This is a genomic window from Cellulomonas phragmiteti (assembly GCF_016862775.1).
Lineage (GTDB): Bacteria > Actinomycetota > Actinomycetes > Actinomycetales > Cellulomonadaceae > Cellulomonas > Cellulomonas phragmiteti.
In genome coordinates this window covers 185,370-197,913 of sequence record NZ_BONP01000004.1, presented here as the reverse complement: position 1 = coordinate 197,913, position 12,544 = coordinate 185,370, and the positions used below count along the sequence as shown (strand labels likewise).

The window sequence follows — 12,544 nt, the reverse complement described above, 5'->3', positions numbered from 1 at the left end:
GCCCGGTCGCCTGGATCAGGGCTGACGCGGGAAGCTGATCCGCATCAGCCGGCTGTCGGCCCAGTCCTCGAGCCGCGTCGGCCGGATGGTGCCCGGGTCATGGGGCTGGTTGAGGTCCGCGACGATCGCGGCCAGCACGTCCCGGCGCTCGGCCGGGTCGGTGACCGGCGTGGCCCGCGCGGGCAGATCGGCACGGACGCCGTGCTTGAGGTGGAAGGTGAAGGCGGGGTCGGCGAGGAGGTTCGCGTACCAGCCGGTCGCCGCCCCGTGGGCGCCGCTGCACAGGTAGGTCGCGCCCCCAGCGCGGTAGAAGAAGATCTCGATACGGCGAGGCCGGCCGGTGCGGCGCCCCACGGTCGTGATGTCGATGGTCCGTTGGCTGGTGCCCGCGGCCGGGGTGATCTCGATGGCTCGCCGGATGCGATCGGGCAGGTGCGAGACCGAGGTGTCCCGTGCGGGGTCGCCGCGTCCTGGTGCCTCGGGGCCCCTCATGCAGCACTCCGCTGCAAGGCCGGCCCGAGGAGGAGCCCGCCGTCGATCACGTACTCCGACCCCGTGATGAACGACGCCTCGGCCGAGGCGAGGAACAGCAGGAGCCGCGTGACGTCGGTCGGCTCCCCGAGGCGCGGGACGGCGAACGGCTCGGGCGAGTAGACGTCGGCGATCGCCGTGGTCGCCCCGGCTGCCGGTTCGTGGATGAAGGGGGTCGCGATCACGCCGGGGTGGATGGTGTTCACACGGATCCCGTCGCGGCCGAGCTCGAGCGCTGCCGTCTGTGTGAGGCCGCGCACGGCCCACTTGCTGGCGACGTACGGCGCGTAGTGCGCAGTGCCGCCCAGGCCCATGGTCGAGGCGACGTTGACGATGACTCCGCCCGCTGCGCGGCGCAGAGCGGGGGCCGCGGCCCTGATGCCGAGGAAGGTCCCCGTGAGGTTGATGCCCAGGACCCGCGACCACACGGCCGGGTCCGTCGTCTCGATCGGTGCTGGCGGGTTCTGGACGCCCGCGTTGTTGACGAGCACGTCGAGGGTGCCGAACGCGCTCTCGGCGGTGAGCACCGCGGCAGCCCACGAGCCCTCGTCGGTGACGTCGAGGCGGGTGAACACCGCGCGGGCACCGAGCTCGTCGGCGAGAGCGACGCCGCGCGCGGTGTCGATGTCGCCGATCACGACGTTGGCTCCCTCCGCGTGGAAGGCGCGGACGTGGCTCGAGCCCTGGCCGCCGGTTCCTCCGGTCACGAGCACTGTCCGGTCGTCGAAGCGGTGCATGGCTGGTCCTTCCCTGGACGGACGGGTGGCCGGGACCGCTGCTGAGCGGGCCCGGTGGTGAGTCGACCGACTCACCATCGGACGCTAGGTCGTCCGGCATGGTGAGTCAAGCCACTCACCTCATAGAGTTGCGGCATGAGCAGCTCCGCGACGACCTACCACCAGCGCGTCGCCCAGCAGAAGCGGACGGCCATCGTCACCGCCGCGACCGAGCTGTTCCTCGAGCTGGGGTACGACCGGACGTCGCTGGCACGCATCGCCGAACGCTCGGGCGTCTCACGGGCCACCCTGTTCAAGCAGTTCTCGACGAAGGCGGGCCTGTTCGACGCGATCGTGACCGAGGCGTGGTCCGCCACCGACGAGCAGGAGCCCCCACCGGCCGGTGACGTCGCGGACGGGCTCGGCATCCTCGGTCGCCGCTATGCCGAGCTGCTGGGCCGCGGCCAGATGACCGACCTGTTCAGGATCGTCATCGCCGAGATGCCGCGGTTCCCCGAGCTGGCCCGTGCGCAGTTCGCGCAGGGGAAGCTGCCCTACTTCGAGTCGGTGCAGCGGTACCTCTCCGCCTCGCACGAGGCGGGCACGGTGCGCATCGAGGACACCGAGCTCGCCGCCACCCAGTTCCTGGGCATGATCGCCCACTACGTCTTCTGGCCGACCCTCCTGGTGCCGGGCTGGGAGGTGGGCGCGGACCGCGTCGCGCAGGTGGTCGAGGAGGCCGTCCGCACCATCGTCGCCCGGTACGCCGTGCCGGGGTCGGGGACGTCGACCGAACGCTGAGTCGGCACGTACTGCCGTGGCCGTACATGCCACCTCCGGTAGGCGTACGCGGCGACCGGCGCCCGCCGTCACAGTGGTGGGCATGACGCAGATCGAAAAAGGACCAGCAAAGCCGTTGGTAGGACGCCGCAGCTTTGTCGCAGGAGCGTTCGCGCTCGGCGCCGGCGTTGGGTTGTCCGCCACGGGACTCATGTCGCGCTCCGACGAACCGAGGAGCCAGGACATCGCGCTCCGTGACCGGGACCTGAAGTTCATCGGCGTGGAGGAGACCTTCTCGACGCCCGAGCTGCTGACGCTGAACTCCATCAACGAGGACCACATCGCGTTCCTCGAGGAGATCGGTCTCGCGGATCTGGGGCAGCGTCGCATCAGCGACATGGACGAGGGGGGTCTCGACGTCCAGATCCTCTCCGCGCACACGCCGTCCGTGCAGAACGTCCCGGGTCAGGAGGGCATCGACTTCGCCCACCGTCTCAACCGGCAGCTCGTCGACGGGCCCATGGCCAGCCACCCGGGCCGTTTCCAGGCCTTCGCGACCCTGCCCCTGCAGAGCCCGGAGGCGGCGGCGGACGAGCTGGAGCGCTCGGTCCGCGACGACGGGTTCCTGGGCGCCCTGACCAACGGGCACATCGGCAGGAAGTACCTCGACCATCCCGACTTCGAGCCCGTCCTGGCACGTGCCCAGGACCTCGACGTGCCGATCTACCTGCATCCTGGGTATCCCGCGGACGAGGTCTTCGACATCTACTACCGCACGACGCGGACGGAGTACACGCAGGAGTACCAGGACTACATCTTCAGCGGGTCCGGGTACGGCTGGCACCAGGAGGTGCTGACCCAGTGCATCCGCATGATCGCGTACGGGGTGTTCGACAGGTTCCCCCGCCTGAAGATCATCGTCGGCCACATGGGCGAGGGCCTGCCGTTCTACTACGAGCGGATCGCCAACGACATGGGCGAGCCCACCGAGGGCTCCCTCGAGAAGCCCTTCGAGCAGTACTTCCAGGACAACTTCTGGTTCACCACCAGCGCGTTCTTCCAGGACGAGCTGCTCCAGCTCCTGCTCAAGTACATCAGTGTGGATCGCGTGATGTTCGCGACCGACTACCCCTTCGCAGGCATCAAGGAAGGCACCGACTGGTTCCGCGCGGTGGACCTCCCGCGCCAGGACAAGGAGAAGATCGCGTTCCGCAACGCCGAGAAGCTGTTCGGCATCACGGTCTGACGCAGCTCGCGCGTCCTCACCCGCCCGGGCGGACGAGTCCGGTCTCGTACCCGATGACCACGAGCTGGGCGCGGTCCCGCGCGCCCAGCTTGCCGAGGATGCGGCTGACGTGCGTCTTCGCCGTGAGCGGCGACATGTAGAGCGACCGGCCGATCTCGGCGTTGGTCCGGCCACGTGCGACCTCGGCGAGCACCTCGCGCTCCCGCTCGCTCAGGACGTCGAGGGGACCGAGACCTCCCGGGCGGCCGACCGGTCGCCGGACGAGGTCGGCGACCAGCCGCTTGGTCACCGCCGGTGAGATGACGACGTCACCGGCGGCAGCCGCCGCGATCGCCTCGAGCAGCAGTCGGGGCGGGGTGTCCTTGAGCAGGAACCCGGAGGCACCGGCCCGCAGCGCCTCGTGGACGTCCTCGTCGAGCGCGAAGGTGGTGAGCACGAGCACCTTGGTGGCGCTGAGCCGGACGTCGCCGCGGATCGCCCGGGTCGCGTCGAGCCCGTTCACGCGCGGCATCCGGATGTCCATCAGCACGACGTCCGGGCGTCTCCGCCAGGTCTCGGCGACCGCCTGAGCACCGTCGCCGGCCTCACCGACGACCTCGACGCCGGGCTCGTGCGCGAGCAGCGCTGCGAACCCGCGACGCACGAGCACCTGGTCGTCGACGAGCAGCACGCGGATGTCGCGCCCCGCCGCGGCGGGTGTGGACCCGAGCGCGTCAGCGGCCACGGGCCACCAGCTCGAGCACGGGCACCCGGGAGACCCGGAACGCGGGCCACGCTGCAGCGAGGACGCCGGCTGCGACCGCCACGACGAATGTCACGACGAGGCGGGTCCACGGCACGACGACGGAGGGGATCTCCGTGCCTCCGGTGAGGTCGATCAGCGCCCAGCCGAAGCCGACGGCGACGACGATGCCGATCGATGCTGCCACGAGGGAGAGGAGCCCCATCTCGAGCCGCACGATGCCACGCAGCTCCTGGCGGGTCGTGCCGACCGCTCGCAGCAGCCCGATCTCCCCCGAGCGTTCCCTGACGGCGAGGGCCGTGGTGTTGGCGACCCCGAGCAGCGCGATGACGCTCGCGAGGATGAGCATCCCGTCGATGAAGCTGCCGAACGCGGCGATCTCGCTCCCGCTGCCGGCGACGTGTTCGGCACGGGTCTCGAAGAACGCCCCGGGCGCTCCTCGGACCAGCGACCGCACGGCGTCCTCGACGTCCGCGCCTGCCCCGTCGGCGAGGTCGACGAACACCAGCGCGTCGAGCATGCGACCGGCCGAGGCTTCCAGTGTCGCGTCGTCGACGAAGTACAAGGGGGCTTCGAAACCACCGGTGCTCCTGGCGACCACGGCGACGATCGGCGCGTCGATGGTCGAGCGTCCGAACTCGATCTGCAGGGTTCCGCCGAGCAGCGTCGGGTCGTCGCCCACCACGGCCACGCCTCCCGAGCGCAGGTCGGTGAGGTCGCCGGCGACGAGGTCGAGGTCGAACACGGCGGCCAGGGTCGTCGGGTCGATGCCGCCGATCGACTCGGCCGCCCCCGCCACGATCCCTTCGGCCTTCGCCAACGTGGCGACCGCGTCGACGCCGGGCAGCGCTGCGACGCGGCCGGCCAGGGTGGGATCGATCGTCGAGACGTCAGGGGTCGCCGAGGTGACCACCAGGTCCGCCTGCAGACCTTCACGGACGTCCGTCCCGACCCCGCTGGTCAGAGAGCTCGCGAAGACCGCGAACAGCGTGACCATCGCGGTCCCGAGGATGAGCGCGAGGGCCGTCGACGCCGATCGGCGGGGGCTCGCGGCCAGGTTGCCGGCGGCGATCGCGCCACGCACACCGGCGACGCGGCGGGCCACCGGGGCGCTCAGGTGCGCTGACGCCGTCACGATCGCGGGGCCGCACAGCACGAGCGCCGGGACGACGGCGGCGACGAGCCCGAGCCACGCCGGGTTCGAGCCCACCACAGCCACAGCTCCTCCCACCGCCGCGACCGCGGCGAGCACGAGCCCGCTCGCCGTGCGCACCGGGCTCACACGGCGGGGTTCCGCCGCGCTCTCGCGCAGCGCCTCGATCGGCGGTGTCGCCGCTGCGCGGCGAGCCGGGATCCATGCCGAGAGGATCGTCGTGCCGATGCCCACGGTCGCGGCGATCGCGATCGAGGTCGCGCTCACGATCGACGGCCCGGTGAGCAACGTGACCCCGGTGAGTCCGACGACCCAGCGCAGTGCGCCCACTCCCGCGACCCCGAGGGCGAGGCCGACCAGCGTGGCGACCGTCCCGACGAGCGCCGCCTCGATGACCACCCCGCCGAGGACCTGGCGTCGTTCCGCGCCGATCGCACGCAGCAGCCCCGACTCCCGCCGGCGGCGGGCGACGACGAGCGCGAACGTGTTGAAGATGATCGTCACGCCGATCAGCACCGCGACCACGGCGAAGGCCAGGAGGAACACGTTGAGGAACTCCAGCGGTGACGTCGCGGCGACCTGCATCGTGCGGATGTGGTCGGGTCCGTCGACGACCTGGCCGTCGGACAGCGCCGACAGTCGTCCGAGCACCTCGGCGCGATCAGCGTCCTGCGCGAGCTCGACGAGCACCTGGGTCGGTGCCGCCGGGTCCAGCCAGGCCGGCACGGCCCCGTCGGGGAACAGGACCGTCCGCTGCAGCGGTGCCGCGTCCGCCGACGCGAACGTCGCGACACCGGTGATGGTCGCGTCGTGCATCCCCGTCGCGGTCAGGACCTGGACGGTGTCACCCGGAGCCAGGTCCGCGTCACGGGCGAGCGATCGATCGATCGCGATCTGGCCGACCTCGGTCGGCGCCTGCCCGCTCGCGAGCCGGAACGGGTTGAGCGCCGGGTCGGCGACCCAGTTGCGACCGACGTCGCTCGCCGTGCCGGCTCCGACCGACGACCCGTCGACCACCAGCTTCGCGAAGCCGACCCACTGCGAGGCGGCCGCGTCGACACCGTCGACCGCCACCACGCGCTCGGTGATGTCGGGATCCAGTGACCGCTGGACCGACCTGGCCGGGTCTCCCGGGCCTCCGCCGGGCTCGCCGACCTCGACGCCCTGCACCACGGCGTCCGTCCCGGCCAGCGCCTCGGCGATGTCACTCGCCGCTCGGCCGCGCATCGAGTCGGACAGCACGAGCGTCGCGGCGAGGAACGCCACCGACAGGGCGATCGCCGTGCCCGTGAGCAGGAACCCACCCCTGCTCGCGAGCGCGCTCCGGGCCGCGCTCCGCACCATCTCGCTCATCGACCCAGGTCCTTCATCACGTCGAGCACCGAGCTCGCCGACGGGCCGTCCATCACGTCGTGCACCCGGCCGTCGACGACGAAGACGACCTGGTCCGCCCAGGCGGCGGCGTGGGGATCGTGCGTGACCATCACGATCGACTGCTGGTGCTGATCGACCGCCGACCGCAGGAACCCGAGGATCTCCTGCCCGGACCGGGTGTCGAGGTTGCCGGTGGGCTCGTCGGCGAACACCGCCTGCGGCCGGGCGACGAGCGCCCGGGCGACGGCGACGCGCTGCTGCTGACCGCCCGAGAGCTCCAAGGGCCGGTGGTGCAGGCGATCACCCAGGCTCAGCATCGACACGACCTGGTCGAGCACCTCACCGCTCGGCCGCCGGCCCGACAACGTCAGCGGCAGGCAGATGTTCTCCTCGGCCGTGAGAGTCGGCACGAGGTTGAACGTCTGGAACACGAACCCGATCCGTTCCCGCCGCAGCAGGGTCAGCTCGCGGTCGTCGAGGGTCGACAGGTCGGTGCTGCCGACGAAGGCGCGGCCCGACGTCAGCCGGTCCAGCCCGGCGGCGCAGTGCATCATGCTCGACTTCCCCGAACCCGACGGGCCCATCACCGCGGTGAACTTCCCTGCCGGGAAGGCGAGGGTGACGTCGTCCAGAGCGACGACGGCCGACCGGCCGGAGCCGTACCGCTTGACCGCGCCGACGAGCATGGCCGCAGCGTCGTCAGCGGGCGACGACACCGCGCCTCCGGACTGCGTCTCGACGACCGTGGAATCCGGATGTGGGGACACGAGACCTCCGATGGGTGGTGGATCGTCACCACGTGGCTGGTGGCCACCGGCAGCACTCGTGCCCGGCGGCGCAGTGTGTCGAGCCTGCCCAGCGGGTGGGGTCCGGCGCGTCGTCCTGGTGCGGGCCGTTGCGGCTACGTCGCCGGTGGTACGGCGCCCGGAGGCTGCGGACCGACCTGGACCAGCCCAGACTGGTAGGCGGCGACGACGAGCTGGGCCCTGTCGCGGAGGTCGAGCTTGGTCATGGACCGGTTGACGTGGGTCTTGACGGTCATCGGTGAGATGACGAGCCGCTCGGCGATCTCGTCGTTGGTCAGGCCGCCCGCGACGAGGGCGACGATCTCGCGTTCGCGGTCGGTGAGCTGCTGGAGCGCGGGGGGTGAGCCGGCTGCCGCGACCCGGTTCGGCTGCGCGAGGAACGTCATGATCAGCGAGCGCGTCGCGGCCGGGGAGAGCAGTGCCTCCCCCGCGGCGACGAGTCGGATGGCGCCGAGGAGGTCGTCGGGGTCCACGCTCTTGCCGAGGAACCCGCTCGCACCGGCGCGCAGGGCGAGGTACACGTACTCGTCGAGCTCGAAGGTCGTCAGGACGAGCACCTTGACCCCGGCGAGGTCCTCGTCGGCGCTGATCCGCCGGGTGGCCTCGAGCCCGTCGAGCCCGGGCATCCGGATGTCCATGAGCACGACGTCGGCCCGCTCGGTGCGGGCGAGCGCGACGGCCTGCTCGCCGTCGGACGCCTCGGCGACGACCTCCAGGTCGTCGGCCCCGTCGATGAGGACGCGGAAGCCCGCACGGATGAGCGCCTGGTCGTCGGCGATCAGGACACGGATGGTCATGGGTCCTCCTGGGTCAGCGGCAGTCGGGCGGTGACGTCGAAGCCGCCGTCAGGGGTGGGCCCGGTCTCGAGCCGGCCCCCCGCCGCCATGACCCGTTCGCGCATGCCGATCAGGCCGAGGCCGGAGCCTGCGCCAGGATCCGCGACGTCCCACCCGCCCGGCTCTCGGGTGGGCGGACGGCTGTTGGTGACGGCGACGACGATCGAGTCGCCGTCCACCTCGACGCGCACGGTCGTCGGGGCCCTGGCTGCGTGCTTCTGGACGTTGGTGAGGGCTTCCTGCACGAGCCGGAACGCGGCGACGTCGGCCGCCGGGGGCAGCACGGGCAGGAGGTCGGGGATCCTCGTCTCGAGCGGGGTGCCCGTCGCCCGGAACGAGTCGATGAGACCCTCGAGCCCCGAGAGGCCCGGGGCTGGGGCGGTGGGTACCGCCGCCTCGTCCTGCCGCAGGACACCGAGCACGGACTGGAGCTCGCTCAGCACCGCGCGGGCCGCGCCCCGGACGTGGCCGAGCGCCGCGCGGGCCGCGACGGGGTCCCGCTCCAGGAGGTGCTCGGCAACGCCCGACTGGACGCTCATGACCGCCACGTGGTGGGCGATCACGTCGTGCAGCTCGCGCGCGATCGTGACCCGCTCCTCGGCGACGCGGCGCCGCGCGGTCGCCTCGCGCGACTCCTCCGCGCGGCGGGCGCGGTCCTCGAGCGCCGCGATCGTGGCCCGGCGGGCCTGGACGGCGAGAGCGATCGCCGTGGAGGTCCAGACCAGCAGGACGATCGTGTCCAGCCGTTCCCAGTCGTCGCGCAGCACACCGGCGACGACGCCACCGATCCCGACCGTGATCGAGGCGACGCCCGCCGCGGCGAGGGCGCGAGTGCGCGGGCTGCGCACCGTGAACCCGTACATCACCAGCACGAGGGCGAGCGGAGCGAGGTGAGCCTGCCATCCGCCGGCCATCGACGCAGCCGTCGCCGTCGTGACCACGACGAGGGCCGCGGCGGGACGACGACGCCGCTGCGTCAGCGCGACCGCGGCCAGGACGGTGAGGGCGATGCCCGGCGCGGTGAGCGTCAGATCGACCGGCGTTCCGTCGCTCAGCCAGTCCGGTGCTGCCACCGGTCCGGCCACGAAGGCCAGTCCGAGCCCGGCGCCGAGGAGGAGGTCGGCGACCGCGGGACGGCGGCGGATCCACCCCACGACGCCGCGCACCTCGTCCATGGTCCTCACCCTACGGACCGGTCCGGCACGCTCGACCGGCGACCCTCGACGGGACATCAGTGCGCCCGGTGGGCGCCGGCGACGAGGCCTGCGGCGTCGTCGTCCGCAGCGCCCGGCTCGAGGTAGGGGCGTTCGTTCCGCACCAGGAGGGTCTTGACGCCCAGCCCGGCCAGGGCCACGAGTGCCACGAGGCCGGCGAGGAGGAGCCCGGCGCCCTTCAGCCCGGACGCCAGGTCGCGGAACACCGTCGCGGCGAACGACCCGGCCGTGACGTACGCGGCCGACCAGAGCAGGCACGCCGGTGCCGTCCACGCCAGGAACGCGCGGTACCCGAACCCGCTCGTCCCGGCGATCATCGGGACGGTGGAGTGCAGCACCGGGATGAACCGCGACAGGAAGACCGCCGGCCCGCCGCGCCGCTGCACGTAGCGTCGGGCCCGCTCCCAGTGCTCGTCCCCCAGCAGCCGTCCCAGCCGCGACGTCTGCAGCGCCGGCCCGAACCTGCGACCCAGGCCGAAGCCGATGCTCTCACCGACCAGGGCTCCGGTGAGCACCGCCGCCGTGAGCAGCGCCGCGCTCCCCACGGAGGTGGCGCCGGTCGCAGCGGCGAGGACGACGACGTCGCCAGGGACGACGAGGCCGATGAGCGCGCTCGTCTCCAGCGCCATGACCAGCCCTGCGACGACCGTGCGCAGAGCGGGGTCGATCGCCTGGATCGCGTCGAGCACCCAGCCCAGCAGGTCGGTCAGCACGTCGGCTCCGGCTCCAGGTCGTCCCACCTCACCGGACGTCGGCGCTGCTGAGGCAGCCGACTCGCGACCGGCGACGCCGCTGGTGGGAGGCCCGGGAACGCGGACCTGTCCGCGGTGACGGGCTCGCGGTCCAGCGCCCTGGCGTACACGGCCTCGTACGCGCCGAGCGTCGCGTCGACGGTGTGCTCGGCGACGATCCCGCGGCTCGCGCGCCCGTGCCGGTGGCGCAGCCCGGGGTCGGCGAGCAGGTCGGCCAGGTGACCCGAGAGCTCGGTGACGTCCCCCGGCCGGTAGAGCCGCCCGTTGACCCCGGGCCGGACGAGGTGGGGCAGGGCCATCGCGTCGGCCGCGACGACGGGCAGCCCCGCCGCCATCGCCTCGAGCGTCACGAGGCTCTGCAGCTCGGCCACCCCGGGCATGCAGAACAGGTCGGCGCGCGCGTAGCACTCCAGCAGCTCGTCGTCGGTGACCAGGCCCCGGAAGCGCACCCGGTCGGCGATGCCGAGGTCGGCCGCGAGAGCGGCCCACGCGGTGCGCCGGGGTCCCTCCCCGACGACCTCGACGCGGCAGCGGACGGTGCTCGGCAGCGCCGCGACGGCGCGCAGGAGCTCGTCGACGCGCTTCTCCGGATCGAGGCGACCCACGAACAGGATCGTGGGCTCGAGGGCGAGCCCGTGCGGCCGGGGCCGGAACCGGTCGGTGTCGATGCCGTTCGACACCGCGACGGCCGCCGCGATCCCGGCCCGCTCGGTGAGCAGCTCGACGGCACGCGGCGTGGGAGCGGTGACGACCTGGGCGTGGCCGTAGACGCGGCCCAGGTCGCGCCACATCCACCTCCCGACCGCGTCCCGGACCACGGCCGGGAGCGGCAGGTAGCCGACGACGTTCTCGGGCATCAGGTGGTTCGTCGCCACGATCCGGCGGCCGGAGCGTCGCGCGGCGTGCACGACGCCGCGTCCGACGGCGAGGTGGCCCTGGGTGTGCACCACGTCGGGGTCGATCTCCCGCACGATCCGCGCCGTCTCCCGTGCGGCATCCCACGGCGTGCAGACCCGCATCGCCTCGAGGGGCCCGTACCGCGTGGAGCTGACGCGGTGGACGGTCACGCCGTCCACCTCGACCACACCCGGCGGGCCGGTCGGGGACGGCGCGACGACGTGGACCTCGTGCCCCCGGGCCGCGAGCCCGGTGGCCAGGCGCCCGGCGAAGCGCGCGGCGCCGTTCACGTCCGGCGGGTAGGTCTCGGCGCCGATGAGCAGGCGAAGTGCGGTCACAGTGAGCTCCCGAGGTCGGGGGTGGGCGAGGGCGGGCTCGCGCGTCAGGGCACGGGCACGGACGGCGTCGGGGTGGTGGTGGGCGAGGGTGAGGACCCCCGCCGTGGCCGCTGCCGCCGCCGCGGCGAGGAGCGTCCAGGTCGCCGCGGGCGTGGCCGCGCCCTCGCCGAGCAGGAGGGCGCCGACCAGCACCGCCACGATCGGGTCGACGACGGTGAGGCAGGCGATCACGACCTCGGGCGACCCCGCGTGGTACGCCTGCTGGACGAGCCAGCCCCCGACAGCCAGCGCGGCCACCAGCCCGCCGACGGTGCCGAGCACGCGGTGGTCGCCCCACGCCAGCCCGTCGGTCGCGACCAGCTGCGACAGGACGCGCACGAGGGCCGAGACGAGTCCGAACGCCGACGCGCCCGCCGTGGCCAGCGCGACGCACCGCACCGTGCCGGACCGGGTCAGCCCGGCCGCGGCGAGGAGCACGACGACCCCGAGGACGCCCAGGACGACGACCAGGGTGGCGCCGCGTGCGGGTGTGCGGCTCGCCGCAGAGCCTGCGGACGTCGCGACGAAGACGACGACGCCGACGATGCTCGTCGTCGTCCCCACGACCACACCCGCTGCCGGGCGTCGGCGGGTGCGGGCCGCCGCGATCAGCACCGCCAGCGGGACCGCGAGGACCCCGACCGGCTGCACCACGCGCAGGGGGGCCAGGAGCAGGGCGACGGCGTGGACCACCGCGCCGAGGCCCGCGATCCCCAGCCCCGCGAGCCACCGCGGGCGCTGCATGATCCCCAGGAGGTGGCGCGCCGGCAGCAGGCGCTGCGCGAGCCCGGCGTCGGCATCCCGGCCACGGTCGGGGTGCTCGACCGGGTGGCCCGCGCGCACCTCGTGGTGCTGGAGGACGGAGGCCACCGCGAAGCAGGCGGCACCCAGCAGCGCGAGCAGGACGGCGGCGCCGTGGTCGCCCACTCAACCCTCCCGACGAGCGGCGGCGGGGAGCCCGGGAGCAGTGCGGGTGCCGAGCTCCTCGCGGCAGGGTGCGGCCGCCCTGCGGGCTGTCGTGGTGGTCATCTGCTCAGCATCCTGAGCAGCCGCCGTCGCCGGCATCGCCCTGACGCTGCGACCGCGGGCTACCACGACGGCGGTAGGGGTGCGGACCGAG

Annotated in this window: 11 protein-coding genes; 2 read left to right on the top strand and 9 right to left on the bottom strand. The window is 73.2% G+C overall.

The genetic code is table 11. The features are described 5' to 3' along the window. Positions 1-15: 15 nt before the first annotated feature. Positions 16-492: a nitroreductase/quinone reductase family protein gene (locus Cph01nite_RS05605; RefSeq protein WP_239069049.1), complete on the bottom strand. Its 477-nt coding sequence runs from the start codon at positions 490-492 to the stop codon at positions 16-18. Then, on the bottom strand, positions 489-1,268 hold the full coding sequence (locus Cph01nite_RS05600; protein ID WP_203671968.1) for a glucose 1-dehydrogenase: 780 nt from the start codon (positions 1,266-1,268) through the stop codon (positions 489-491). Before Cph01nite_RS05600 ends, Cph01nite_RS05605 begins: the two co-directional genes overlap by 4 nt. 135 nt (positions 1,269-1,403) lie before the next feature. Between Cph01nite_RS05600 and Cph01nite_RS05595 the strand changes: the two genes are divergently transcribed. Beyond that, positions 1,404-2,048, top strand: coding sequence for a TetR/AcrR family transcriptional regulator (locus tag Cph01nite_RS05595; RefSeq protein WP_203671966.1), 645 nt, complete (start codon positions 1,404-1,406; stop codon positions 2,046-2,048). Between the two features lie 190 nt (positions 2,049-2,238). Continuing rightward, positions 2,239-3,273 (top strand): amidohydrolase family protein, encoded by a 1,035-nt coding sequence (locus Cph01nite_RS05590; protein ID WP_203671963.1) that lies wholly within the window; start codon positions 2,239-2,241, stop codon positions 3,271-3,273. Between the two features lie 16 nt (positions 3,274-3,289). Here the strand turns inward: Cph01nite_RS05590 and Cph01nite_RS05585 are convergent, their stop codons facing one another. From Cph01nite_RS05585 to Cph01nite_RS19045, 7 genes are all read right to left on the bottom strand, one after another. Next, positions 3,290-3,997: a response regulator gene (locus Cph01nite_RS05585; protein ID WP_239069048.1), complete on the bottom strand. Its 708-nt coding sequence runs from the start codon at positions 3,995-3,997 to the stop codon at positions 3,290-3,292. After that, a complete protein-coding gene (locus Cph01nite_RS05580; protein ID WP_203671961.1) occupies positions 3,987-6,521 on the bottom strand; it encodes an FtsX-like permease family protein in 2,535 nt (844 codons plus the stop codon). Before Cph01nite_RS05580 ends, Cph01nite_RS05585 begins: the two co-directional genes overlap by 11 nt. Then, on the bottom strand, positions 6,518-7,258 hold the full coding sequence (locus Cph01nite_RS05575) for an ABC transporter ATP-binding protein (protein ID WP_373307542.1): 741 nt from the start codon (positions 7,256-7,258) through the stop codon (positions 6,518-6,520). The genes Cph01nite_RS05580 and Cph01nite_RS05575 overlap by 4 nt, the downstream gene beginning before the upstream one ends. A 185-nt stretch (positions 7,259-7,443) precedes the next feature. Beyond that, complete coding sequence (locus Cph01nite_RS05570) at positions 7,444-8,145, bottom strand: response regulator (protein WP_203671958.1); 702 nt, start codon at positions 8,143-8,145, stop codon at positions 7,444-7,446. Beyond that, positions 8,142-9,359 (bottom strand): sensor histidine kinase, encoded by a 1,218-nt coding sequence (locus Cph01nite_RS05565; RefSeq protein WP_203671955.1) that lies wholly within the window; start codon positions 9,357-9,359, stop codon positions 8,142-8,144. The genes Cph01nite_RS05570 and Cph01nite_RS05565 overlap by 4 nt, the downstream gene beginning before the upstream one ends. Positions 9,360-9,415: 56 nt before the next feature. Further along, on the bottom strand, positions 9,416-10,111 hold the full coding sequence (locus Cph01nite_RS05560; protein ID WP_239069047.1) for a DedA family protein: 696 nt from the start codon (positions 10,109-10,111) through the stop codon (positions 9,416-9,418). Continuing rightward, a complete protein-coding gene (locus tag Cph01nite_RS19045) occupies positions 10,105-12,351 on the bottom strand; it encodes a glycosyltransferase (protein WP_239069046.1) in 2,247 nt (748 codons plus the stop codon). Before Cph01nite_RS19045 ends, Cph01nite_RS05560 begins: the two co-directional genes overlap by 7 nt. Positions 12,352-12,544: the final 193 nt, after the last annotated feature.